Here is a 25,370-nt window from a genome sequence, read left to right on the forward strand (position 1 = left end):
TGGGAAAAATGAAAAAGCATGCTATTATCTATTTGCTTGCAGCAATGGTGGCGCTGCTCTCAAGCTGTGAGACCGATATAGACTATCCCACTGAGTATGGCCAAAACCTTCAACTGGAGCTCAACTCGGTGGTCCAGTCGGGGGCAAGGATTAAACTCTTTGTGAGCTTAGCCACAAGCAATGCGATGGCGCAATATCCCATGGTCGAGAAATACTCGTCATTTTGGGAGTACGTGTATGACTGGGGAGCTGTCGTATACGACTGGGACCGGAAAGAACACATCGCTCGCAACCTGACGCATTCGGCCCATGTGACCCTTGAAGTGAACGGAGGCACGCCCATTGAAATGACCCCAACGGAGTTTGTCGACTCATCGGCCAGGGTTTCGATGTGGTACTATACGTGTGACTACCGCCCGCAGCCTGGCGACAAGCTCACATTCAAGGCAAGCTGCAAGGGAGGATTGCTGGGAGAAGACCCCGCCAAAACTTACGAAGCCATAGCAAGTACTATGGTCGAACCTGTGCCAGAGATAAGAGTCAACAGTATCGAGAGAGTGTATCACAAGTGGAACCTCAATCTTGCCGGGTTAGGCAGAGCGAACACTTACCTATTGGATTCAGCCATGAGAGTTTCGATTACCCTCCACGACATTGACCCCAGTGTGCCCAACTACTACAACATGTATGCCGACTGCACTCTCCGCTCTTATACGATCTATCTATTCAGTTCCGACGATCTCTTGTTTTCCGACCCACAACTCACCACGGCTTGGGGCAACTGGCCCGCCAGGTTCAGCTCCATGTTTGACGACCACTTGTTCAACGGCAAGGACTATACCTTCACCATACTGGTTCCCGAGGTGAAATTCAAAAATGAGCCAATACTTCACCTCCAGGTCGATGCGCTCTCTCAACCCTTGTACTACTTCTGGAAGGCCTATGAGCGTTACCGTATTGCCTTCGACGACCCTATGGCCAACCCCGTGCGCATCCCCAGCAACGTAGAAGGCGGCTGGGGCAATGTAGGGGCGGTGAGCAGCACGCGCACGCTCACCTACGGTTTCTGGCGCGTGGGGCACCAGTAGCCTGGCAATTTGCACAAGAGCCTGGCACAGCAAAACAGATTGCGCCAGAACCCACATGGCGGGGTTCTGGCGCAATCGTTGTCGTTGAGAGGCTGTGTGTGTAGCCAGAGTGAGGTTACTTGCAGGCGCTGCAGGGAGTCCAGGGCTTGAGCTGCTTGAAGAAGTCGTTGCCCTTGTCGTCGACAAGGATGAAGGCCGGGAAGTCTTTGACTGTGATTTTCCAGATGGCTTCCATGCCCAGCTCGGGATACTCAACACACTCGATGCTCTTGATGGAGTCTTGCGAGAGCACTGCGGCCACGCCGCCTATGGTGCCCAGGTAGAAACCGCCATGCTTCTTGCAGGCATCGGTCACCACCTGCGTGCGGTTGCCCTTGGCAATCATCACCAGCGAGCCGCCGTGGTCCTGGAACTCGTCGACATAGGGGTCCATGCGGTTGGCCGTGGTGGGACCCATGCTGCCGCAGGGGTAGCCTTGGGGCGTCTTGGCCGGGCCGGCATAGAGGATGGGGTGATCCTTGAAATACTGAGGCAGGTCCTCGCCCTTGTCGAGGCGGGCCTTGAGCTTGGCGTGGGCGATGTCGCGAGCCACGATGATGGTGCCGTTGAGGCTCACACGGGTGCTCACGGGGTACTTGGTGAGCTCCTTGCGCACGGCGTCGATACCCTTGTCGAGGTCGATCACAATGCCGCCCTTGCCCTCACCAGGCTGGCGATACTGCTCGGGGATGAGCTCGCCTGGATTGTCGTCCATCTTCTCGAGCCAGATGCCGTCGCGGTTGATCACTGCCTTGATGTTGCGGTCGGCCGAGCAGCTCACGCCCATGCCAATGGGGCAACTGGCGCCGTGGCGCGGCAGGCGTATCACACGTATGTCGTGGGCCAGGTACTTGCCGCCAAACTGGGCGCCCAGCCCAATCTTGTGGGCCTCGTCGAGCAGCTTGGCCTCGAGGTCAACGTCGCGGAAGGCGCGGCCCGTCTCGTCGCCGGTGGTGGGCAGGTTGTCGTAGTATTTGATCGAGGCCAGCTTCACGGTGAGCAGGTTTTTCTCGGCACTGGTACCGCCTATCACAAAGGCAATGTGATAGGGCGGGCAGGCTGCGGTGCCCAGGCTCTTCATCTTCTCGACCAGGAAGGGCAGCAGGGTGCCTTCGTTCTGAATCGTGGCCTTGGTCATGGGGTAGAAATAGGTCTTGTTGGCACTGCCGCCGCCCTTGGCCACCATCACAAAGCGGTACTCGGCACCCTCGGTAGCCTCGATATCGATTTGGGCAGGAAGGTTGCAACGCGTGTTCACCTCGTCATACATGGTGAGCGGAGCATTCTGCGAGTAGCGCAGGTTGTCGTTGGTGTAGGTGTTGTACACGCCGCGCGAGAGCGCTTCCTCGTCGCTGAAGCCCGTCCACACCTGCTGACCCTTCTCACCGTGGATGATGGCCGTGCCCGTGTCCTGGCAGAAGGGAAGCACGCCCTTAACGGCAGTCTCGGCGTTGCGCAGGAACTGCAGTGCCACATACTTGTCGTTTTCGCTTGCCTCGGGGTCCTTCAGGATTTGAGCCACTTGCAGGTTGTGGGCCCGGCGCAGCATGAACTCGCAGTCGTGGAAAGCCTGCTGGCTCAGCAGCGTGAGTGCCTCGGGGGTGACTTTCAATATTTCCTTGCCTTCAAAAGTACTGGTGCTCACGCCCTCCTTGGTGAGGAGGCGATACTCAGTGTCGTCTTTTCCCAGTTGAAACATGGGAGCATACTTAAACTCAGGAGTATTTGCCATAATAAAATCTAAGTGTTATTGGTTGTGTTACGTAGAATTTTCTTTGTGCAAAATTACTGCAAGTCGAGCGAAATGCAAAATCAAGAACTTGTTTTTGATTTTGACATTCCCGAGACGAAGCGTAATTTATTTAAAATTACTGCAAGTCGAGCGAAATGCAAAATCGAGAACTTGTTTTTGATTTTGGCATTCCCGAGACGCAGCGTAATTTATTTAAAATTACTGCAAGTCGAGTGAAATGCAAAATCAAGAACTTGTTTTTGATTTTGGCATTCCCGAGACGCAGCGTAATTTATTCAAAATTACTGCAAGTCGAGCGAAATGCAAAATCGGGGGAACTTGTTTTTGATTTTGGCATTCCCGAGACGCAGCGTAATTTATCCAAAATTACTGCAAGTCGAGCGAAATGCAAAATCAAGAAAGCGTGTTTTTGACCTTTGAATTGCCAACGGGCCTTTCAACTTTATGCTGCAGGAAGATAACCGATTTGTATTGAACTACCAAAAACCAATCACGGCACAACACACCGAAAAGCCGCCACACAGTCAGGGTGCAGCGGCTCATTGCCGGAAAAAAACCTAAGGCAATCGTGAAAAAAAAAAATTAAGATTAGGACAGCAACGTGCCTCTTGCCTCTCGCCGCGGCCACGTGCCTTGCCAGGAAAGTGGCAGTAATCACACTATTTTTCCCGAGCACCGTTTCGCTTGATGCGCAGGGTGAGCCGCACCTGCGCCTCGGGGTGGGCATCGGCGTCGAGCTTGCTGATGCGGCACTCCATCACTTGGGTCCAGCCCATCTTGAGCAACGCGGCCACGACCTCGTTGTGGCTGCACGGCAGGTAGCCCAGCATGTAGCGGCCGTCGTCGCCGGTCACGTCGGGGTCGATGTAGAACACGGCCACGGCATTGTCGTCGTGGGTATTGGAGCTGTCCCACTCCAGGTGGAGCAGGGTGCCCACTTTGAGCTTTTCCCACACCTCATCGGCATCATAATACTTGCGCCCTGCGAGGTGGCAATCGGTGTAATACAATTTTTTTGCTATCATCGTAGTAGTGTATTGTATCGTTTACTGCTACAAAGATAGAAGCTGCATGTTTCAAAACATGGTACAAGATTAAGAAAAAAAACTATTTTTTTTGCTCGTAGCGCTCTATAGCCTCCCTGTGGGCCGCAACCACCTTGTCGATCACCCACTGTGGCGAGAGCACCTCGAGCCAGGAGCCTCGCGACACGACCTTGGCAATGAAGTCGGCCGTGGGTCGAAGCTGCAATTTATAGTCGGCCCAACCGTCGCCATGGGCCACGAGCCGCTGCGAGTCGTGCAGGGGCAGGTCGCGCAGGTAGTAGGCCTCAAGACCGTGGGCGCGCAAGGTGACGGTAGTGATCTCAACCTCGTCGTCGACAAAAACGCCGTAATAGGCCGAGAAAAACTCTTCGGCGTCAAAGTCGGGGTCGAGCTTAAAGCGCACGTCGCTCACGAGCATGTCCTCGATGCGGTCGAGCGAGAGCATGGCATAGTAGCCATTTTTCTTGTAACGGGCCAGGATGTACCATCGCTGGCGGAAGTACTTGAGGCAGTAGGGCTCAACAACAAACTGGCGCGACTGCTTTGAGCCATACTTGCGGTAGTCGATCATCAGGCAGCAGCCTGCGCGCATGGCATGAATGGCAACGGCGAGCTTCTTGCCCTGCACCGGGATAGACTCGAGCAGGATGCGGCCGCGCAGCGACATGCCAGCGGCGATGACGTTGCTCACGGTGAGTGTCGAGAGCATCCAGTTCTGCACCGTGTGCTGGCCCAGCACCTCCTCGTTGGCAATGTAGTAGCGGTAGCCGTCGCGACGGTCGCAGTCGATGATGATGCCAAACATGTCTTCGATAGCATCCTTGTGGCGGTTGAAGGTAGAGCGGGCAAAGGGGATGCCCTCGCTCATCTCGGTCTCGAGCCAGAGGGTGTTGATTTCCTGCAAGGAGATTTTGCGGTAGTGCTTGATGATGTTCACAAGCCAGATGTATTCTTTAAACAACTCGGGTTTCTTCATCGCTGGTAAAGTTTGTGTTCTCACGCGAAGGTAGTGAAAATCTTTCACATGACAGTGGTTTGCCCGCGTCAACTTGCCCACGCGTGCGCCTGAGGTCCAGGTGTGGGGCGGGCTGCAAGGAAAAAAGGGTTGCAAGATTTTGCATGAAACGCCGCAATGCGCTATCTTTCCTAATTTGACAGTTTGTTGTATTAACGTATTGCTACACAATACTTTATATAGCAAAGTAATGTAGCTAATTTTTCGGTGTCGCAAAGATTAACCTTTGTTAACCTTTCGGTAGAACGCGTTCATCGCTGCTTTTGTGATTATCTGTTTGTTAACTTCCACACCGGCAAGCTCTTGCAGTTGGTCGGTGAGGCTGGTGCGCTGGAACATGGGCACGTATCCCAGTCCCTGGATTTGTCCGAAGCGCAGGTTCTGGAGAGTGTCGATCAGCTGGTCGACGGTCAGGGGGTGCTCCTTGTAGGCCTCGGGGAACGAGTCGGCCAGCTGCTTTTGCAGGAGCTTGAGCAGCAGCAGTGCGAGGAAGCAGACGAGGAAGTGGGAGCGGATGCGGTCCTGCCTGGAGAGGTAGACGGGCCGGGCCTCGAGGTGGGTCTTGGTGGTGCGGAACAGGTGCTCTATCTCGTGATGGAAGGAGCGTGCCTTGAGCACGAGCGTGGCCTCGTCATCGAGCGAGGTGGCGTAGGCGTAGAAGCCGTCGAGCTTCTCCTCCTGTCCGAGGATGTCGTCATTGATGACCATCTCGGTCTTGACGGCCGTCTGTCCGTCGTCGGTCTTGTGTATGGTCTCTATGTAGTTGAGCGGCGACTGCTGCGAGCGGCGCGGGTTGGCCTGCCCCCTGGCCACTATCTTCCTGGCCGCCGCGAGGCGCTCGGCGCGCTTGTGCCTGAGGAAGAGGGCGAAGTCGTGGCTGTAGGTGACGATGACCCTCTCGGCCCTGGAGGAGCTTTGCCATTGCCTGATGCGTCGCCCCCGGGCGTCGACGGGCGTTGCGCCGGGGTTCTCCCTGCGGGCCTCGAGCCACTGCGGGTTGAGGCATTTCACGGTTTTGTCGACAAGTATCTCCTTGTAGAATGTGGTCTGGCGCAGCAGGGAGCTGTCAGCCTGGCCGCCCTCGCGCAGCACGTCCAGGTTGTAGAGGCCGCCGTCGGAGTACTTCTCGCGCAGCAGCCTGGCCTTTTCCCCGTCGGCGCAGTAGCCCAGCCTCCAGCCCCTGGGGTCGACGGCGGCCCGGCGGTCGGCGGCGGGCAGCGAGGGGATCGACTGGACGCAGATGTAGTCGCGGCCCTGGTCCATGTTGTAGCGCCGGTTGCCCTCCGAGGCCAGGCCGGCGTCGGTGGAGACGACGAACTCGGTCAGGCCGAACTTGCGCCTCAGCACATCCTCGAGCGGCTGGAGCGTGGCCTGCTCCGACTCGTTGCCCGGGAAGACCACGAAGGCCAGCGGGATGCCGTCCATGTCCATGAACATGCCCATCTGCACGATGGGGCTGGGCCGGTTCTCCTTCGACTTGCCGCGCTTGCGCAGCCCGGCCACGAGCTCGCCGGTCTCTATGTCCACCGTGTCCCTGTCGTTGTCCTCGATCTCGAAGTAGTAGTTGGTGCAGTCGTAGTAGATCACCCTGTCCCTGCGTTCCATGAACCTGGCCGAGCAGGCGTAGACGCCGGCCTGGATGTCGTCGATGTGGCCCGAGAGCAGGCTCAGGGCCCGGTACATGTCGGCCTCGCCGAACTTCGGAGGCCGCACCAGCCCCTGCGCCTTCCGCAGCGTCCTCTGCTTGGAGCAGGGGAAGAGCATACGGCCCGTGACCAGCGTCCTCAATATCCCGTCGAGGTCGAACTTCGCCTTGCTCGCCTTCTTGATCTCGGCGCACATGCGGGGCAGGCCGAGCCTGTTGTAAAGCGGCAGCAGCATCAGGTCGCCGCCCGCCCGCAGAGGCAGGTCGCCCTTGCCCACGGTCTGGCCCGGGTAGAAGTCAACCGAAATGCGCTCCCTGCCGGCCTTCTCCTCCTCGGTCATGCGGGCCGCCAGGTCCCTGACCCACTGGCGCGGGTCCTGGCAGCCGTACTTGCGCCTGATGTCCTCAAGCAGCCCCAGCCGCCTGACAGTCTTGGTGGTAGACTTGCCGTCGATGCGCACCGACTTCTGGATGTAAGCCCACGTGCCCTTCTTCGTAGTGCCGAATGTCGCCTTCATATCTATAATCCTTTAATGTAATAACTACTATTAGCTACAAATATACAAATAAAAAATGAACTGTGCAACAATTCATTAGAAAAAATTTTACGCTCTAACTGTCAAAGTCCCGTAAAGTTTGTGTTCTCACGCGAAGGTAGTGAAAATCTTTCACATGGCAGTGGCTTGCCCGCGTCAACTTGCCCACGCGTGCGCCTGAGGTCCAGGTGTGGGGCGGGCTGCAAGGAAAAAAGGGTTGCAAGATTTTGCATGAAACGCCGCAATGCGCTATCTTTGCAACAATAACCAACCATTCTTTTACAAACAACTCCAAATTCCCAACAAAATGAAACAAAAATTACTTCTCTCCTGCGTTCTCCTGCTCTCGGCAGGCACGATCGGCGCCCAGAAGCAATATGATGACGGGCAGGCCGAAGCCGCCCTTGCCACTCAGGCTCCGGCAGCCCAGGCCCGTGCACAGCAAGAGGGCAGCAGCACCTTTCAAGTGAGCTACAAGCGGCCTCGCGGCGTGTTTTACTGCCCCTACTACACCAAGGACGATGCCACAGGCGTGTGGGCCTATTATGCACCCTGGTTGCACTCCACGCCCTACCAGAACGTGACCTTTGTCAACACCTCGACCGGTGCCACGGCATTTGACTGGCGAGTTACCGTGCTCAAGAATCTCGACGAGGAAACCATCACTTCGAGCGACACCGACTTCACCGTGCCCTACTCGCTCAGAATAAGCGACAGCATACCCACGCTCACGGCCACGGGCGCGCCCGACACCACAGCCACCTACTTCATGGGCGGCTACAACAAGAGCTTGCAATACGTGCCCTCGACGATGTGGACCTATCCCAACTGGAAATATGCCACCTCCGAGACCTACAAGGTGCGGCACATGTGGGAGTCGAGCAAGTACTATGCCTCCAAGACCGACCGCACGGGCACAGCCTCGGGCAGCAGCTTCTACTACACACTCGATACGCAATATGCAGCCAGCGGCAGCAGCAAGGCCTACACCTTCGGGCGCAACACAGCAGGCTACGACTACTCGGGCGTTGCCTTTGAGAAGCCAGCACACCCCTACCTCATCAACCACGTGGGTGTGAAATACCAAAAGCTCAAGTGGACACGCAACGCCAACGCCCTGATAAAGGCCGAAATATATGAGCTGAAAAACATTCCCGCCTATAGCGACACCCAGGCCGTGACGCCCACACTCGTGCGCCGCATCGCCACTGGAATGGTCACCATCGACAGTATCAACACTGCTGCCTCGGGCATGCTGTCGATACTCATGAAAGACGACGACGGCAACACGCCCGAAATCAACACCGACATACTTGTCGTTGTATCGGGATACAACAACGACGCCATCAGCGACTTCACGCTCCTGTGCAGCAGCGACAAGGTCGACGAGGGCTATGGCGAGCTGGGCTACCTGGGCATCACGCAAAGCGACGGCACCGTGAACCTTGTGGGCGTGAACAACACCGTGGGCACCAACTTCTACACCGCACCGTCGATCTTCATCGAGACCGAGCGGCCCTGGCTCACCTTCAGGTCGGGAATCGAGCCCGAGGGCCACGACTTCCTCACCACGGGCGAAGTCTACGACTTGGAGCTATTCTCGTCGATGCCTTCCACGTCATGGACCATCACCACCAGCGCGGCAAGCAGCAGCCCCCAAGGCAAGGCAGCTGCAGCCAAGGTCGACCTGCCCTCGTGGCTCAGCATCACCCTGCGCGAGGAGACCGGCAGCGAGCTGGGCTACTCGACCCATGCCGTGCTCGACGCCCAGGCCCTGCCTGCAGGCGAGCCCATGCGCGAGGCCACCTTGCGATTTGCCTTCCCAGGCGCCTATCTCGACTATCACATCACACAAGGCATGAGCACGGCCGTGACCACCATAAGCCGCGACAGCGAGCACGACGGCGCAGTCTACAACATGCTGGGCCAGAAAGTGAGCCCCAATGCCAAGGGCTTGCTCATCAAGAACGGTAAAAAGACCTATGTGAAATAGCGCGCCACAGCGGCAGCCGCCCTCGCAGGCAGCCAAAGCTACAAGAAGGCCGGCCGCGACAGCGGGTACAACACTACGCCCCCGCCTGCCGGCCGGCCTTTGCATGCCTCAACAGGGAAAAACACACGCTCGCTTGCCGCCATTATTCGGCAATAATTGCTACCTTTGTCCAACCAAGGCAGCTACATGCCATCTTTTGGATACAACACGACTATGAAACAAAACTGGAGACCGGGCACCATGATCTATCCGCTGCCAGCCCTGCTGGTCACGTGCGGTGCCGTGCCCGAGGAATACAACGTGCTCACTGCAGCCTGGACGGGGACGATATGCTCCGACCCGGCCATGTGCTACGTGTCGGTGCGCCCCGAGCGCTACAGCCACGACATCATCGAGCGCAACATGGCCTTCACCCTCAATCTCACCACCCAGGCGCTGGCGCGGGCCACCGACTGGTGCGGGGTGCGCAGCGGGCGCGACTACAACAAGTTTGAGGAAATGGGCCTCACCCCTGTCAAGGGAGTGAAGGTGGCAGCCCCCTACATCGAGGAGTCGCCCATGAGCATCGAGTGCAGTGTGCGCGACATTGTGCGCCTGGGCAGCCACGACATGTTTATAGCCGATGTGATGGGCGTGCTGGCCGACGAGCGCTACATCGACCCGGCCACGGGCAAGTTTGACCTCGAGCAGGCCGGGCTCATCGCCTATGTGCACGGGCAGTACTACACGCTGGGCAAGGCCCTGGGCCACTTTGGCTGGAGCGTGAAGAAGAAGAAGTGAGCGCCGAGAAGAAAAATAAAACGCGGCAAACACAAGGCTTTGTCAAAAATTTTGACTAAGTTTGCACACGTCAAGGCGACTGCTTGGGCCGTCTCAGGCACAAGGGCCTGACGACAGTACACCCCGGGGGGCGCTGCACAGCATCTTTTATTTCAAGAAGACACCCTTATCTAAATAAAACAACCTTTTTAACAACATTTCAGCTATGTTTAAAGATACTGAGATTTTCAACATCATCGAGAAAGAACACAATCGCCAGCTGCACGGCATGGAGCTGATTGCAAGTGAAAACTTTGTGAGCGACGAGGTGATGCGCGCCATGGGCAGTTGCCTCACCAACAAGTATGCCGAGGGTTATCCTGGCCACCGCTACTATGGCGGCTGCCAGTGTGTGGACGAGAGCGAGAACATCGCCCGCGACCGCGTGAAGAAGCTCTTCGACGCCGAGTATGCCAACGTGCAGCCTCACAGCGGCGCACAGGCCAACATGGCCGTGTTTATGGCCTGCTTGAAGCCTGGCGACAAGTTCATGGGTCTGAACCTTGCCATGGGAGGCCATCTCTCGCACGGAAGCCCAGTCAACTTCTCGGGCATCATGTTTAACGACTGCGAGTATGACGTCGACAAGGAGACCGGGCTGGTCGACTACGACATGATGGAAGAAGTGGCTCTGCGCGAGAAGCCCAAGTTGATCATAGGCGGCGCCAGCGCCTACAGCCGCGAGTGGGACTATGAGCGCATGCGCAAGATTGCCGACGAGGTGGGCGCCATCTTCATGGTCGACATGGCACACCCGGCTGGCCTCATTGCAGCCGGCCTGCTCAAGAACCCATTGAAATATGCCCACATTGTGACCTCGACCACCCACAAGACCCTGCGCGGCCCGCGCGGCGGCATCATCTTGATGGGCAAGGACTTCGACAACCCGTGGGGCAAGACCACCAAGAAGGGCGTGATACGCAAGATGTCGTCGCTCCTCGACTCGGCAGTGTTCCCCGGCGTGCAAGGCGGCCCGCTCGAGCATGTGATCGCAGCCAAGGCAGTGGCCTTCGGCGAGGCGCTGCAGCCCGAATTCAAGCAATATGCCCTGCAGGTGAAGAAGAATGCCGCCGTCATGGCACAGGCATTTGTCGACAAGGGTTACAAGATATGCACCGGCGGCACCGAGAACCACTGCATGCTCATCGACCTGCGCACCAAGTTTCCCGAGCTCACCGGCAAGGTGGCCGAGAACGCGCTCGTGGCTGCCGACATCACGGTGAACAAGAACATGGTGCCCTATGACGACCGCAGCGCCTTCCAGACCAGCGGTCTGCGTGTGGGCACGCCTGCCATCACCACCCGCGGCGCCAAAGAGGAGCTGATGCCCGTGATTGTAGATCTCATCGACACTGTGCTGCACGATCCCGAAAACGAGACAGTGATCAAGACCGTGCGCGAGAAGGTGAACAGCATCATGAAGGACTACCCCATCTTTGCATGGTAATCCACATCCACCGCCGCTGCTGCTACAGCAACGCGTTTTTAAGTTTATAAAACATAGGCCCGAGAGTCCTGCAATGTGCAGCTCTCGGGCTTATTTGTTTCTTATCTGTGCACCGGCGGCTCAGGCATCCTCTCTCACAAAATAGGGATGCGTCTCGCCGCCCAGGCCGGGATCGAAGACAAAGCCCTCGTGCTCAAAGGCACACAACGCGGCAGGCAACGCGGGCCGCTGCTCGAGAATGAACCGCGTCATGGCTCCGCGGCACGACTTGGCCCACACGGCCTGCACCTTGAGATTGCCCAGCTTGCTCACACAGAACATGGGCTGTATCACCTTCACCTCGCGCTTCACCCGGTTCCAGTCGAACAGGTGCTCATACTCGGCCGTGGAGAGGTGCACAAGGATGCCGTCGTCGGCCTTCACGCTGTCGATGAGCACACCGGTGAGCCGGTCGCGCCAGAACTGGCTCACTGGCTTGTCGCCAGTGGCCTCAAGCCTCACGCAGTGCTCCATGCGATAGGGCACGATCGCGTCCATGGGACGCAGCAACCCGTAAAGAAAACAGGTGATCCACAAGTGCTCCTGCCCGTAGACCAGTGCCTCGTGGCCGAGCGAGGCAGCCCGCAGGTGCTTGTAGGCCTGTCCGTTGTAGGCCATGACGGCCGGCACAGGGCGGGCAAAGTCAAAGTTGGCGTAGCGCAACTTGTTTTCGGCCGCAATCCTTGGGCTGCAATCCAGCTGGCGAGCCAGCTCCTCCACATCGAGCTGGGCCATTTCACGGGCCAGCACACTGGCCACGGCCTGGAAGCGAGGCTGCGACCAGGCCTTGGCCGTCACCTTCTCGGCGGGAAACATAATCTTGGCATTGGCCAGAAGTATCTGCATCTTGATGTAGCGTTTCTGTTTTAATTGTATGTTGTTACTTTTAGTCTTACAGCTGCGCCCCATGCTTCACCGATAAAGCTGTGGGGCGTGATCACATAGCCCACTCCGTAGATGAGCCACGAGTCGCAGCCAGCCACCACCATCAAGGCAACGGCAAAGACCGATATTGAGAGCAATGCACGCCAACGCGTGCTTGTGCCTGAGCAGTTATGATTGTGTGCTACTGTCTTATCCATTTCAAAAAAAACAACAAAAAAAAATCTTTTCGCTGCGAGGTGGCCGGGGCGGCATCAGGGCTTGGCGGGCACGAGATAGCGGTCGCCGGTCGACTCCACCAGCTCTTTTTTCACAGCCTCGGGATAGCCCGGACGGGTGAACTTGGGGCGGAAGCCACTCTCGTTCATCTCGTAGTGGCCACCATGCTCCTCGCGCACGATGCCATCGTTGTACTTCACAATGAGCTTGAAAGCCAGGTCGCGCCAAGCCTGGAGCATGTGGGCACCCTGGTCGCAGCTGTAGCGCGTGAGCAGCTCTACAGCTTGGGCCGGGCTGCCGGCTTCCAGAGCCTGCTTCTCGACAACAGGCTGTGCGGCAAAGAAGCCGCTCTCGAGCGAGTCGCGCACGGCCTTGAGCTCGGGAAAGAGCATGCTGTAGCGCGGATACACCATGTTGGCCACCCAGTTGCACACCCAGTAGGCATTGTCGATCGAGAAGTTGACGGCACTCACGCCATTCTTCTCCTTGAAACACTCGGGCACATCGGTGTTGCAGCAGTACACGGGGGTGTAGGCTGCCATGTTGCCGTCGTCGTTGGCAAACCAGATGACGCCGCCCACCTCGTCGGGCAGGAAAGAACGCGACTGGGTGATCCAGCTGAAGGCCGTCTGCTGTGTAGAGATGGGGCGCTCGTTGAAGTATTCCTTGCCTTGGTACTTAAAACTCAAGGGGGTGGGCCTGTAGGGCGTCTCATAGATGCCCTGCCCCAAGTCGCGGTTCATGTCGAGCGGTGTGCCGTCGTAGTGGTCGCGCAACACGGCCTCAACATCGGCCACGCTGAGCTTGCGGTTGGGCACAATCCACAAGGGCATGCGCTCGGCCTTGAGGTCGGTGCCCGAGGCATAGGGCAGGTAGCGCTCCATGCCCGAGGCATACTTGTTGAAGAAAGCCCACACGCGGGCCTCGCAATAGCGAGTGTTGTCGAAGCTGGCCGGGCAATAGGCATCGCAGAAGCTGAAGTCGGCATCCTTGCCGCTGTACCAGCCCATTTTGCGGGCAAAGGAGATTACATTTTTGGAGTACATCCAGTTGCGCTTGTCCTTCATGTCGATTTTCTCGATGCGGCTCTTGTTGGCATGGGCGCTGATGGCATTGTCGGGAATGCGCACTGCGGCCCACACTGTCTTCTTGCTGCCACGGCCGCAGCCCAGCATCTCGAGAATCCAGGCCTCGTTGGGGTCGCACACGGTGAACGACTCGCCCTCGCTGTTGTAGCCATAGGTGTCGACAAGGGTGGTCATCACCTTGATGGCCTCGCGGGCGGTCTTGCTGCGCTGCAGGGCGATGTCCATGAGACTGCCGTAGTCGAGAATGCCCGTAGAGTCGACACACTGCTCGCGGCCGCCAAAGGTGGTCTCGCTTATCGACACCTGCCACTGGTTGATGTTGCCTATCACGTTGTAGGTTTCCTCGGCCTCGGGGATCTCGCCCCAGTAGGTGCGCATGTCGCGGTCATAGACCTTGCGCATCTCGCCCTTGGTGTGGCGCCCGGCCTTGAAGTGATAGAGCGGGTGAAAGGCGCCGAAAGAGTCGCAGTTGTAGGTGCACATCACGCTGCCGTCGGTGCTGGCGCCCTTGGCCACGATGATGCTTGTGCAGGCCAGTGCCTGCATCACGGCCGCCATGGCAGCCATGGTGAGAAAGAATTTTTTCATACGTGAGGATATTTATCGTTTCATTGTTGACTGGTTACCAAGCTGGCAAAGCGCTTGTTGCTCCACACCACATAGTTGCCCTGGGCATCGGCACTGATGGTCATCACGCCCAGGTGGCGATTGCCCTCCATGAGCTGGCGAGTTCGGGCAGTGCCCATCACCATGCAGGCTGTGGCCCAGGCATCGGCCGTCATGCAGTCGGGGGCCACGATGGTGACGCTGAGCAGGTCGCTCTCGCTGCTGTAGCCTGTGATGGGATTCACGATGTGCGACACCTTCTTGCCGGCCACTTCCTTGTACTTGCGGTAGTTGCCGCTTGTGGCCACACCGCCGCCGTCGAGAGCAATGACCAGTGCCGGCTGGTGCTCGACACGTGCATTGTCCTCGATGGGCATGTCGATCGACACGTGCCACTTCTCGCCCTGGGCATTGTGCCCCTTGCAGGCGATCTCGCCGCCTATCTCGACCATGTAGCTGGCAGCGCCGCCACGCTCAAGGGCACGCCCCACCTCGTCGCAGGCCAGGCCCTTGGCGATAGAGCTGAAGTCAAACTGGATGCGAGGGTCGCTCTTGACCAGCCTGCCAGCCTCGATGCGCGTCTTGCCTATGCCCACGATGTGGAGCAGGCTGTCGATCATCTTCTTGTCGGGGAGCTGCCCCCTCTTGTAGCCGAAGCCCCAGGCATTGACCAGGGGCATCACCGTGGGGTCGTAGGCGCCACCGGTGGCCTTGTTCACCGCCAGTGCAGTGCGGTACATGCGCATCAGGCAGCTGTCGAGCCGGTCGGTCTTGTTCTGGTTGATGCGCGACACCAGCGAGCGGGGATTGAACACCGAGGCGCTGTTGTCGATGAGGTCAAACACGCGCTGTATCGAGTCGCTCATGTTGTGCGAGGCCTCGTAGGTCACATGGTAGTCGGTAGTCCACACCACGCCCTGGTCGCTCATGTAGTGCTTCACTTGCGGGCGATAGAAAACTAACACGGCAACTCCCACCACCACAGCTGCTATCACAGCCCAGTAGCGGCGCGAAGAGATGATCTTGTCGTTCATGTCGATTTTAAATAGAGATAAAACAAAATAGAGAGTGACTATTTCACGTCACAAAGTTAACGTTTTTTATGGCTTATGAAGTCATTTTATTCAATTTATAAGCACTTATTTCGAGTTTTTTCTTACTTTTGTGGCATTTAAAGGAACAAAACTATGATTAAAAAGACATTAAGCTACATGGTAGTGCTGGCCGTCGCTCTACTGGCCACAGCCACGCCCGCTGCGGGCCAGTTGCGCTTTGGCGTGAAAGCCGGCATGGGCATCAACGACATGAAATTTAACAAGGATGTGCTCGACAACAAGAACTATCTGGGCTGGACTGCCGGCGTGACCGCCGAGCTGCAGGTGCCTGTGATAGGCCTTGCCTTTGACGGCGCTGTGCAATACACGCACCGCACCAGCGAGCTCTACACCGACGACCCCAACGGCACCAGCTACAAGCGCAACTACATCGAGGTGCCCATTCATGCCAAGTACAAGCTGGGCTTGCCAGTGCTCGAGAAGGTGGCAGTGCCTTTCCTGTTTGTGGGCCCCAACTTTGCCTTCCTCACCAATTCCAACGACAAGGGCAACTCGTTTAAAGACAAAGACATGGCGCTCTCGCTCGACCTGGGTGCCGGTGTGGAGCTGGTGCACAAGCTGCAAGTATCGGTCACCTACAGCGCCGGCATGACCAAGGCCTTTGAATATGTGGGCGTCGACCGCGACAAGTATCCCAAGGTGACAGGCAAGGACAAGTGCTGGACCATTGCAGCTGCCTATTTCTTTTAGTTTCACCAGTGCTCACGCGCGCCACGCACAAGGGAGCGTTACTGGAAGTTAAAGACAAAGTCAATGCTTGCGCGTATTGATATTTTGTTTTAGCTTTGCAACAAAATCACAGAAAAAAATGACTAAAACAGGCATCGCACTCCTTCTTTCCACAATCCTGGCATTGGGCTCAAGCCTGGCCGCCAGCGCCGAGACGCGCTGGGGTCCCACCATAGGCATCAACTACAATGAGATCCACTTCAAGCAAGGCGACATCTTCAAGAGCGACCGCATGATAGGCGGCCAGGCCGGCTTGACGGGCGAGCTCATGGTGCCCGGCATAGGCTTCGGCGTCGATGGCTCGGTGCTCTACTCGCTGCGCCAGGGCAAGCTGCACCTGGGCGACAAAAAGGTGTGGGCAAGCCAGGGTGCCGGCACCGAGACGTGCTCGCTGCACTACATCGACGTGCCGCTTAACCTCAAGTTTAAGTATCACAACTTGAATGGCGTGGAAAACACCATCATGCCCATGGTGTTTGTGGGACCCACGATTTCCTTCTTGGCAGGGCACAACAAGTGTGCCGACCAGCTGAGCTACCAGAAGGTGAGCGCAAGCCTGCACTTCGGGCTGGGTTGCGAGCTCTTCAACAAGGTGCAGGTCAAGGCCGGCTACCAGTTCAGCATAGGCAGCTCACTCAAGACCAAGCTGCTCGACGAGAACGATGCCAAGAATCGCTCGTGGTTTTGCAATGTCACCTACTTTTTGAAGTAAGGCTGTGCACTTTTGCACAAAAACAGAAAATAAAATTGCTTGCAAATTATAAAAAAAAGACTAAATTTGCAGCAATAACACTCTAACTGAAGTTGATTCAATGTGTGGGGTCGTGCGTCGCGATGACGTGTAGCCCCATTTTTTTGTACCCCATGCTTCGCTGTAGTGATTATCAAAAAGAAAAAAAACCTAACTTTGCCTATAATATGAAGACACAACTTGAAATTGAAATCGAGAAAATGATGTCGGGGCAGCTCTACGACGCCAACTACAACGACCAGCTGCTGCCCTTGCTCGAGGCCACGAGCGAGAAGTGCTGGGAATACAACCACCTGCTGCGTCCCAGCCAGGTTGCCGAGCGCGAGGCGTTGCTGCGCGGCTTGCTGGGCAAGACGGGCAAGCGCTTCAAAATCAACCAGCCGTTTTACTGCGACTACGGGTTCAACATCGAGATAGGCGAGGATTTCTTTGCCAACTTCAATCTTGTGATTCTCGACGAGGCCAAGGTGAAAATAGGCGACCACGTGTATATTGCGCCCAACTGCGGCCTCTACACAGCAGGGCACCCGCTCGACGTGGATCGGCGCAATGCCGGAATGGAATACTCACTGCCCATCACCGTGGGCAACAACGTGTGGATGGGAGCCGGCGTGCACGTGATGCCGGGTGTGACGATAGGCGACAACACAGTGATAGGAGCAGGCAGTATCGTGGTGCACGACATCCCGGCTGGCGTGCTTGCCGTGGGCAATCCCTGCCGGCCAATGCGCAAGATTCATTAAGGAGACATTCAAAAAAGGGGGAGGCCATCGTCAGTGCTGCGGCTCATAGTCGCAATGCTCCTGGTTGAAGACAACATGCGGGCTTGAGAACACACGGTCCATGGCGCTGCTGTGCACCATCGCGCGTGTGGGCCCTGCCAGCACCTGGCGGTCGCGGGTGATGAGCCACAGCTGGTCGGTGAGCAACAGGCTGCGCGAGATGTCGTGGGTAGAGAGCACAACGGCCTTGTGCTGCTCGTGGGCCAGCGAGGCGAGCAACTGCATCGTCTCGATGCGGCTGGCGGCATCGAGAAAGGCTGTGGGCTCGTCGAGCACGATGATGGGCGTGTGCTGTGCCAGCGCCCGGGCTATCATGGCCTTCTGTCGCTCGCCGTCGCTCAACTGGGCCACATAGCTCTGCGCCTTGGCCGTGATGCCAACACTCGCTATGGCCTGTGCCACAATCGCGCGGTCGTCGTCGTCGAGGCGGCCCAAGAAGCCCGTGTGAGGCTGGCGGCCCAAGGCCACCAGCTCGGTCACCGTCAAGGCTCCAGCCTGAATGCGGTCGGTAGTCACCAGGCCTATGAGACGGCTGCGCTCACGCAGCGAGATGCCGCCCAGGTTACGCCCGTCCACCTCAATCCACCCCTCAAGCGGCCGCGAGGCACAGGTGAGCGCACGCAGCAGTGTCGACTTGCCGGCGCCGTTCTGGCCCAACAAGGCCACCAGCTGTCCGCGCTCGATGCTCAAGTTGAGCCCCGAGAGCAGCGTGGTGGTGTGCTTGCCATGCACATAGCCCACTGCAAGATTGTGGGTAGCATACAATGCTGTCATATTTCTATTTTTTTCTTCTCTCAATTGCTTTAATGACTATGGTTGCCCACCCAGGAGGCCTCCTGCCCCATCCGTTCAGTTGAAATATTGTATCTTGCGGCGATTGAGCAGGATGTAGATGATGACCGGCACGCCTATGATGGGCGTGATGGCATTGAGCGGTATCACATGCCCGAAGCCAGTGCTGAGCAAGGCACACAGCAAGGCCGTGTCGGCCCCGGCCAGGATAGTCACGGGCAGGAGCCTGCTGTGATTGCTGGTCGAGAGCATGAGACGTGCCAGGTGCGGCACCACCAGCCCCAGGAACCCGATGGGACCGCAAAATGCAGTGACCACGGCCGTGAGCACACCCGTGATGAGCAGCAGCTCGATGCGCACGCGGTGTGTGTTCACGCCCAAGTTTTGGGCATAACGCGCCCCCAGCAGCATGGCGTTGAGCGGCTTCACCATGAGCATCGAGGCGGCCAGGCCCGCAAGCACTACCGAGGCATATACAGGCAGCTGGGAGAGCGCGACGCCCGAGAAGTTGCCAAAGCCCCAGGTCACATAGCTGTGCACGCCTTGCTCGCTGGCCAGCGAGTTGAGCAGCGAGATCACACTCGAGGCCAGGTAGCTCACCAGAATGCCAATGATGAGCAGCATCGTGTCGCTGTGCACCACAGCCGAGAAGGCAACCAGCAAGGCCAGCACTGCACCAGCCCCGAGAAGGGCGCCCACAAGCGTTGCCACATAGCCTGCGGCCGTCTCCCCCAGCAGGCCGCCCATGGTGCCGCCCATGGCAAGCATCACGATGGCCACGCCCAGCCCGGCACCCGTAGAGACGCCCAGAATCGACGGTCCGGCCAGGGGGTTGTTGAAGGTAGTCTGCAACAGCAGCCCCGATACCGAGAGCGCCGCTCCCGCCAGCGCCGCCGTGGCAATGGTGGGCACACGCGACTGCACGACAATCACATCCCAGGCCTCGTTGCCGCTGCCATGCCCCGAGAGAATCGAGAGCACAGCGCCGGCATCGATGTCGACACTGCCCACCAGCAGGCAGGCAGCTGCCAGAGCCAGCAGCAATAGCGCAAGGCCGCACACGGCCAGGGTGTATCGATGGGAAGAATGTAGTTTGTGCATCAGCGGTCGAGATGATGGTAATACTCATGCCTGTAGCCCGGGAAGAGCTCGGGGTGCAACACAGCGGCCAGCTCGTGGAGCAACACGTCGGGATGGAACGGAATGCGCACAAAGAAGTGGCTCTCGCCCGTGTCGCACACCCACACTCGACGTGTCTTGAAAGCCTTGAAATTCTTGTTCAGGTCATATTGCGCCTGCAACTGGGCCAGCGTGTTGATGCCCGTCCACTTGATAAACCAGAAGTCGGCATTCTGAGCCTTGGCAAGCACCTGGTCGAAATCGAGCGAGAGCGACCCGGTGCTCTTGTCGTCGCTCCAGGGATAGGAGCCGCCCGCATCCTTGATGACACGGGCCATGTAGCTGTTGCCGCCTGGCACACTCCACACGCCGCTTATCACCATCTCGGTAATCACACTGGGGTGAGAAGTGGCTTTTTGGGTGCGCGCCACAATGGCATCGTAGCGCCCCCTCACCGCTCGGTAGAGGCTGTCGCCGCGCTCCTCGCTGCCCAGCAAGGCACCGTAGAAGCGTGCCCACTCGGCACGGCCCAGGGGAGAATACTCAAGATAGTCGGCACACTCAATCAAGGGAATGCCCAGTTTCTCGACCTGGCCATAGGTGGCGTCCTGATAGGGCGACAGCAGTATAGCGTCGGGCTTCATGGCAATCACGCGCTCGATGCTGGGAGCACTGCTGCTGCCGCAGTCGGCAATCGCGCCGTGCTTCACACGGGCCAGCACCTCGGGGTCGGTGAAGTAATTGGCATCGCACACCCCCTTCACAGCCTCAAAGCCGCCCAGCTCGCGCATTACGCTCGTGTGTACCTCGCTATAGACGAGGGCTCGCCTCACAGGGGTGCGCACCACGGTGCCTGCAGGCAGGTCGCGGGGCACTACCGAGTCGCGAGGCACAAGCAGATAGGTGTGCAGCAACTTGCCGTTGTGCCACGGGTCCTTGATTTCAACCTTGAGATAGCCTCTCTTTTGCGTCATGACCAGCAGGCTGGCCTGGCGGTCGTTGTTGCGGGCCGCGTTGCTGCCGCGATTGCACGACACAAGCATCATTGCCAGCAGCAAGGCGACAGCCACATGCTGTAAAATTGCAGAGTGTTTCATATTCTACTTGCAAAATTACTGCAAGTCGAGCAAAATGCAAAATCGAGGAAGCTCGCCTTTTGATCTTTACATTGCCAAGACGCCGCGTGATTTATCCAAAATTACTGCAAGTCGAGCGCAATGCAAAATCGGGGAAGCTCGCCTTTTGATCTTTACATTGCCGAGACGCCGCGTGATTTATCCAAAATTACTGCAAGTCGAGCGCAATGCAAAATCAAAAGCTCGCCTTTTGATCTTTACATTGCCAAGACGCCGCGTGATTGATTTAATAAGGAAACAGAAACGGCTAAATGCGCTTGAGCATCGCCTCAGTGGGATTTTTGGCTACAATGCGGCCCTGAGGGTCGATGAGAAAAGAGCTGTAGCCTGTCTCTTGGTGCCAAGCTGCAAGCAATGCCCGGCCCTGGATGGTGTTGCCATAGAATTGTGTATCGCCATCGAGGCTGTCGAGTTTCACAAGCTCGCGGTACACGCCCTCGCTGCTGTCGTAGTTGACCGCAATGTGGGCCAGGCGTGCGTTGCCGGCTGCCACACGGTCGTGCACGATATTGGCCATGCGCGACTCGGGGTCGACCGAAGACCAAAACGTAACCACAACATACCGGCCTCGGCAGTTTTGCAACTGGGCAGTGACCTCCCCGTTGCTCACAGCAAAGTTGGGCGCTTGCAGCCCTATACGGGCCTCGGTCTCGACACCGCTGCTTGACGAACCAAAGAAAACCAACAACAATAATAAACTCACCACAATAATGGGTGACTTCTTCATACTTTTTCTCATTTTCTATAAACTTTCACGATCGCCTTGCTTCCCTGCCCCAAGCAGGACGGGCGACCTCACTTCTCACAACAGGTGCCCCAGGCTTCAACGCCCATGTGGCACATCGATGGGGAAGGTGCATGGTGTGACAAGTGACAATAAAAAAAAAACTGGATTGCTTTTGAATAAAGCACCTTCCATCGTGCTTTTACGGGTGCAAAGATAGCAAAAGAACCAAAACCGGCAAAATACAACTACCTTAAAAATTTATAAATTACTGAAATATAGAGCTTTGAAAATATCACAAATTTAGGTATAATTTAAAATCATATTCATTTTAACTTAAAATGTTAAACAACGCACAGCCACAGCGCTCACAGCTGGTTGAGCCCAGTCACGGCAGTACTCATTTTTAACACAACAGGGCATTGCCGCCAAGTGTTAAAACCAGCAAAGATGACTCACGACAAAAAAGTGTCAATTTATGCCTCACAGGTCAAATATTATGCCTAATTTTGTAACAAAAGATCACTTAAAAGGGAAAAATAATGACTGAACGCACCGACCAAGAAATCATTCTCATCAACATCTCGGGCCACGACAAGCCAGGCGTGACCTCGGCCCTGACCAAGATACTGGGAAACTTCGGGTCGACCATACTCGACATCGGACAGGCCGACATACACCACACCCTCTCGCTGGGCATCATGTTTCTCACCACAAGCAAGCTGAGCGGCGAGATCATGAAGGAGCTCTTCTTCAAGTCGAGCGAGATGGGCGTAGAGATACACTACACCCCCATCACCATCGACGAGTACAACGGCTGGGTGGCTCTGCAGGGCAAAAACCGCTACATCATCACCATGCTGGGCAGGGTCATCACTGCCGAGCAAATCTCGGCCATAAGCGGCATTGTGGCCAGGCAAGGGCTCAATATCGACTCGATAAGGCGGCTCACTGGGCGGCCCTCGCTCGACGATGCGGCCGAAGACGCCAAGCGCTACGGCGTGCCGCGGCGCTCGTGCATCGAGTTTTCGGTGCGCGGCACACCGGCCCACAAAGAGGCCATGCAGGCCGAGTTCATGCGGCTGAGCAACGAGCTAGGCTTCGACATCTCGCTGCAGGAAGACAACATGTACCGCCGTTGCCGGCGCCTCATATGCTTCGACATGGACTCGACCCTGATACAGACCGAGTGCATCGACGAGCTGGCCCGCCGCGCCGGCGTGGGCGACAAGGTGAGCGCCATCACGGCCAGCGCCATGCGTGGAGAAATCGACTTCAAGGAGAGTTTCACCCGGCGAGTGTCCCTGCTCAAGGGGCTCGACGCCAGCGTGATGAAAGACATTGCCGAGCACTTGCCCATCACCGAGGGCGTAGACCGGCTCATGAGCGCGCTCAAGCGCACTGGCTACAAGATTGCCATCTTGTCGGGCGGATTCACCTACTTCGGCAACTACATGAAAGCGAAATACGGCATCGACTACGTGTATGCCAACGAGCTCGAGATTGGGCCCGACGGCCGGCTCACCGGCCGATATGTGGGCGACATTGTCGACGGCAGCCGCAAGGCCGAGCTACTGCGCTTCCTGGCACAGGCCGAGCACGTGAACATTGCCCAGACCATCGCCGTGGGCGACGGGGCCAACGATCTGCCCATGCTCAAGACAGCAGGCCTGGGCATCGCCTTTCACGCCAAGCCCAAGGTGAAGGCCAACGCCCAGCAGAGCATCTCGACCATAGGCATCGACGGCGTGCTCTACTTCCTGGGCTTCAAGGATTCCTACATGAAAGAATAGGCTCAAGGCAAGCGCCCAGGCCCTCACCGTCAGTCGTCGATCGAGGGCAATTGCTTGGTAGCCTTGGCCCCCATGTCGCTGATTTTCTGGATACGGCCCATGAGATTGCCTCGGCCCTCACTCAGCTTCTTCGAGGCGTCGTCATAGGCCTTCTGTGCACTCTGCAAGGCCTTGTCGATATTTTTCAGGTCTTTTACAAAGTCGGAGAACTTGTCGATCATCTTGCCCGCCTCCTCGGCAATGTCAAGCGCGTTCTTGGTTTGGCGGTCACGGCTCCACAGCTGGTCGATGAGCCGCACCACCGAGATGAGGTGGGTGGGGCTCACAATCACCACCTGCCGCTGGAAGGCATAGGCCCACAGGTCGCTGTCGGCACTCATGGCCAGCAAGTAGGCTGGCTCGTTAGGGATGAACATCATCACAAAGTCGGCCGAGTTCTTCACCCAGCGCTGGTAGGACTTGCCGTCAAGTTCGTCGACATGCTTGCGCACCGAGGCGAGGTGGCGCTTCAGGGCGGCCTGCCGCAGGTTCTCGTCGCCAGCGTTCACATAGTCGGTGTAGGCCGTGAGCGAGACCTTGGAATCGATGACCAGGCGCTTCTTGTCGGGCAAGTTGAAAATCACATCGGGCCGCAAGCGGCCTCCCTGGTCGTTTTTCAGAATCTCGCCATTGTCGTCGCGGGTGACCTGCACCTCATAGTTCAGCCCTTCCTCCAGGCCCGAGAGGTCGAGTATCTGCTTAAGCACCAGCTCGCCCCAGTCGCCTTGCACCTTGCTGTCGCCGCGCAGGGCCTGGGTGAGCTCTCGAGCCTCCTTGCCGACGCTGCGGTTCACGTCGCTCAAGTCCTTGATTTGCTGCTGCAAGGCGGCGGTGTCGCGGCCCTGCTGCGACTTGTAGGCCTCGATGGTGGCCCTGAGGGCGTCGAGGTTGTTTTTAAAGGGATTCAAGATGTCGTTGAGGCGCTGCTCGTTGGCATCTTTCATGGCATGGCCCTGCTGGGCGAGAAGCTGCGAGGCCGCGTCTTTGAACACGAGTAGCGACTGGTCGTGCAGGCGAGCCTGCTCCTGCCCAAGAATGCGCACCTGCTCGCCAAGGCGGGCGTTGGTCTCCCGAGCCTGGAGCAGCATGTAGCCCAGCGCGATAGCCAGGGCGAGAGAAACGATAGTGATGATAGTTGCTGTCATAGCCGAAAAAAAAAATGTGTGTGTGTAATAAATGGTGAGTCAAAATTAACAATTTTTGGGCACAACACAGAAAAACAAGGGGCAAAAATTGCAAATCATGATAAAATACCCTATTTTTATAGCAAGAAAAAAACAGCTGTAAAATCATGGCCAAACTCAACATAAGCGACGAGTGGTGGACGGCCCCTGCCGAGGCCGACAACGGCAACCTGATCATGGTGACGGGCCGCAAGGGGCTGCAGAATGTGATCGACACGGGAAAGTATGTGTACCGCATTGAGATGACATGGCCCTATGTGCCCGATGCCACCGGCATGCCCGGTATCGACGACTCCAAGACGATGGAGGCCGTGCAAGATGCCATCGACGACACCTTCGGGCACGACCCCGTGGCAGTGGTCACGGGCATCTACACGGGCGACGGCAAGCGCGACTGGGTGTTTTACTGCCGCAGCCTCAACATCTTCCAGCGCAAGCTCAACGAGGCCTTGTCGGGCTTCGAGGCGCTGCCACTGGAGTTTCATGCCTATGACGACCCCGGGTGGGAGGAGTACCGCGAGATGTGCCAGGCCGAGGTCGACAGCAGCGACTGAGCCTCTTGCAGCCACTGTGCGCCTTGGGCAGAGCGCAAGAGGGCCCACCGCCCCACACCCCGCGACAACGACAACGAGACAATGCTTGGAAACTAAATAAAAACAAAAACGATTGCCTATGAAACAAATTTACTTGTGGATACTGATTTCTCTGGGAATAGGAGCCATGGCAGGCTTGATCACAGCCATCTTCAGCCATCACAAGCACAAGAAGGTGACACACAATGCCGACGGCTCTACCCACGAGACGACCGAAGACGAGGACGACCTTGACGAAATCGAGGGTTCGCGCAGTGCCAACATCATCTTTGTAATTCTGGTATTTGCCGTGCTTGCATTTATCGTGATCTGGCTCCTGAATGCCGTGAGCGGCCGCGAGATAGAGTTGTAGCAACTTGTCGCAAAGCCCTGAGAGAGAAAAAAACTGAGACCGAGAC

24 protein-coding genes are annotated in these 25,370 nt (G+C 57.2%); 11 read left to right on the forward strand and 13 right to left on the reverse strand.

Annotated elements, in window-relative coordinates:
* Positions 1–8 precede the first annotated feature (8 nt).
* Positions 9–1,088 carry a DUF4249 family protein gene (locus GF423_RS03285; protein WP_154327035.1) on the forward strand — a complete coding sequence of 360 codons (1,080 nt, stop codon included), beginning with the start codon at positions 9–11 and terminating at the stop codon, positions 1,086–1,088.
* A gap of 115 nt (positions 1,089–1,203) precedes the next feature.
* Here GF423_RS03285 and GF423_RS03290 read toward each other — a convergent pair whose 3' ends face one another.
* Positions 1,204–2,859 carry a fumarate hydratase gene (locus GF423_RS03290; protein WP_154327036.1) on the reverse strand — a complete coding sequence of 552 codons (1,656 nt, stop codon included), beginning with the start codon at positions 2,857–2,859 and terminating at the stop codon, positions 1,204–1,206.
* A 155-nt stretch (positions 2,860–3,014) separates the two neighbouring features.
* Between GF423_RS03290 and GF423_RS14040 the strand changes: the two genes are divergently transcribed.
* Entirely contained in the window at positions 3,015–3,293 is a 279-nt protein-coding gene (locus GF423_RS14040) for a hypothetical protein (protein WP_206113348.1), read from the forward strand.
* 246 nt (positions 3,294–3,539) lie between these two features.
* Here the strand turns inward: GF423_RS14040 and GF423_RS03295 are convergent, their stop codons facing one another.
* The 3 genes from GF423_RS03295 to GF423_RS03305 form a co-directional block, all read right to left on the reverse strand.
* Complete coding sequence (locus tag GF423_RS03295; RefSeq protein WP_154327037.1) at positions 3,540–3,905, reverse strand: HIRAN domain-containing protein; 366 nt, start codon at positions 3,903–3,905, stop codon at positions 3,540–3,542.
* A gap of 82 nt (positions 3,906–3,987) precedes the next feature.
* On the reverse strand, positions 3,988–4,902 hold the full coding sequence (locus tag GF423_RS03300; RefSeq protein WP_154327038.1) for a helix-turn-helix transcriptional regulator: 915 nt from the start codon (positions 4,900–4,902) through the stop codon (positions 3,988–3,990).
* Positions 4,903–5,160: 258 nt separating this feature from the next.
* Positions 5,161–7,104, reverse strand: coding sequence for an IS1634 family transposase (locus tag GF423_RS03305; protein WP_154327039.1), 1,944 nt, complete (start codon positions 7,102–7,104; stop codon positions 5,161–5,163).
* A gap of 325 nt (positions 7,105–7,429) precedes the next feature.
* On the opposite strand from GF423_RS03305, the gene GF423_RS03310 reads away from it, so the two are divergent.
* The 3 genes from GF423_RS03310 (at position 7,430) to glyA (ending at position 11,381) form a co-directional block, all read left to right on the forward strand.
* Complete coding sequence (locus tag GF423_RS03310) at positions 7,430–9,115, forward strand: hypothetical protein (protein ID WP_154327040.1); 1,686 nt, start codon at positions 7,430–7,432, stop codon at positions 9,113–9,115.
* Between the two features lie 213 nt (positions 9,116–9,328).
* Entirely contained in the window at positions 9,329–9,895 is a 567-nt protein-coding gene (locus tag GF423_RS03315) for a flavin reductase family protein (protein ID WP_154327041.1), read from the forward strand.
* Positions 9,896–10,100: 205 nt separating this feature from the next.
* A complete protein-coding gene (gene glyA / locus GF423_RS03320; RefSeq protein WP_154327042.1) occupies positions 10,101–11,381 on the forward strand; it encodes a serine hydroxymethyltransferase in 1,281 nt (426 codons plus the stop codon).
* 120 nt (positions 11,382–11,501) lie between these two features.
* Here glyA and GF423_RS03325 read toward each other — a convergent pair whose 3' ends face one another.
* The 4 genes from GF423_RS03325 to GF423_RS03340 are packed head-to-tail and all read right to left on the reverse strand — an operon-like array spanning position 11,502 to position 15,249.
* Positions 11,502–12,266 (reverse strand): YaaA family protein, encoded by a 765-nt coding sequence (locus GF423_RS03325; protein ID WP_154327043.1) that lies wholly within the window; start codon positions 12,264–12,266, stop codon positions 11,502–11,504.
* Between the two features lie 20 nt (positions 12,267–12,286).
* Positions 12,287–12,502, reverse strand: a complete 216-nt coding sequence (locus GF423_RS03330; protein ID WP_154327044.1) for a hypothetical protein — start codon at positions 12,500–12,502, stop codon at positions 12,287–12,289.
* 54 nt (positions 12,503–12,556) lie between these two features.
* The gene (locus GF423_RS03335) at positions 12,557–14,197 is read right to left on the reverse strand and encodes a dipeptidase (protein ID WP_154327045.1); all 1,641 of its coding nucleotides are present in this window, start codon (positions 14,195–14,197) and stop codon (positions 12,557–12,559) included.
* Positions 14,198–14,217: 20 nt separating this feature from the next.
* The gene (locus GF423_RS03340) at positions 14,218–15,249 is read right to left on the reverse strand and encodes an FAD:protein FMN transferase (protein ID WP_154327046.1); all 1,032 of its coding nucleotides are present in this window, start codon (positions 15,247–15,249) and stop codon (positions 14,218–14,220) included.
* A gap of 153 nt (positions 15,250–15,402) precedes the next feature.
* Here GF423_RS03340 and GF423_RS03345 point away from each other — a divergent pair, with 153 nt between their 5' ends.
* The 3 genes from GF423_RS03345 to GF423_RS03355 all read left to right on the forward strand — a co-directional run bounded on the left by GF423_RS03345 (position 15,403) and on the right by GF423_RS03355 (position 17,553).
* A complete protein-coding gene (locus GF423_RS03345) occupies positions 15,403–16,020 on the forward strand; it encodes a porin family protein (RefSeq protein ID WP_154327047.1) in 618 nt (205 codons plus the stop codon).
* A 118-nt stretch (positions 16,021–16,138) separates the two neighbouring features.
* The gene (locus GF423_RS03350; protein WP_154327048.1) at positions 16,139–16,771 is read left to right on the forward strand and encodes an outer membrane beta-barrel protein; all 633 of its coding nucleotides are present in this window, start codon (positions 16,139–16,141) and stop codon (positions 16,769–16,771) included.
* Between the two features lie 206 nt (positions 16,772–16,977).
* Positions 16,978–17,553, forward strand: a complete 576-nt coding sequence (locus tag GF423_RS03355; protein WP_154327049.1) for a sugar O-acetyltransferase — start codon at positions 16,978–16,980, stop codon at positions 17,551–17,553.
* Positions 17,554–17,583: 30 nt separating this feature from the next.
* Here GF423_RS03355 and GF423_RS03360 read toward each other — a convergent pair whose 3' ends face one another.
* From GF423_RS03360 to GF423_RS03375, 4 genes are all read right to left on the reverse strand, one after another.
* Positions 17,584–18,366, reverse strand: a complete 783-nt coding sequence (locus GF423_RS03360) for an ABC transporter ATP-binding protein (RefSeq protein ID WP_154327050.1) — start codon at positions 18,364–18,366, stop codon at positions 17,584–17,586.
* A gap of 75 nt (positions 18,367–18,441) precedes the next feature.
* Entirely contained in the window at positions 18,442–19,485 is a 1,044-nt protein-coding gene (locus GF423_RS03365) for an iron chelate uptake ABC transporter family permease subunit (protein WP_154327051.1), read from the reverse strand.
* Positions 19,485–20,600 (reverse strand): ABC transporter substrate-binding protein, encoded by a 1,116-nt coding sequence (locus GF423_RS03370; RefSeq protein WP_154327052.1) that lies wholly within the window; start codon positions 20,598–20,600, stop codon positions 19,485–19,487. The genes GF423_RS03365 and GF423_RS03370 overlap by 1 nt, the downstream gene beginning before the upstream one ends.
* Positions 20,601–20,886: 286 nt before the next feature.
* Positions 20,887–21,366 carry a TlpA family protein disulfide reductase gene (locus tag GF423_RS03375; RefSeq protein ID WP_154327053.1) on the reverse strand — a complete coding sequence of 160 codons (480 nt, stop codon included), beginning with the start codon at positions 21,364–21,366 and terminating at the stop codon, positions 20,887–20,889.
* A 539-nt stretch (positions 21,367–21,905) separates the two neighbouring features.
* On the opposite strand from GF423_RS03375, the gene serB reads away from it, so the two are divergent.
* Positions 21,906–23,156 (forward strand): phosphoserine phosphatase SerB, encoded by a 1,251-nt coding sequence (gene serB, locus GF423_RS03380; protein WP_154327054.1) that lies wholly within the window; start codon positions 21,906–21,908, stop codon positions 23,154–23,156.
* Positions 23,157–23,185: 29 nt separating this feature from the next.
* Here serB and GF423_RS03385 read toward each other — a convergent pair whose 3' ends face one another.
* Positions 23,186–24,340 carry a DNA recombination protein RmuC gene (locus tag GF423_RS03385; RefSeq protein ID WP_154327055.1) on the reverse strand — a complete coding sequence of 385 codons (1,155 nt, stop codon included), beginning with the start codon at positions 24,338–24,340 and terminating at the stop codon, positions 23,186–23,188.
* Between the two features lie 146 nt (positions 24,341–24,486).
* Between GF423_RS03385 and GF423_RS03390 the strand changes: the two genes are divergently transcribed.
* Both GF423_RS03390 and GF423_RS03395 read left to right on the forward strand, forming a co-directional pair.
* A complete protein-coding gene (locus tag GF423_RS03390) occupies positions 24,487–24,933 on the forward strand; it encodes a DUF695 domain-containing protein (RefSeq protein ID WP_154327056.1) in 447 nt (148 codons plus the stop codon).
* A gap of 118 nt (positions 24,934–25,051) precedes the next feature.
* Entirely contained in the window at positions 25,052–25,324 is a 273-nt protein-coding gene (locus tag GF423_RS03395; RefSeq protein ID WP_154327057.1) for a hypothetical protein, read from the forward strand.
* Positions 25,325–25,370: the final 46 nt, after the last annotated feature.

This window comes from Sodaliphilus pleomorphus (assembly GCF_009676955.1).
In the GTDB taxonomy this organism is placed as follows: domain Bacteria; phylum Bacteroidota; class Bacteroidia; order Bacteroidales; family Muribaculaceae; genus Sodaliphilus; species Sodaliphilus pleomorphus.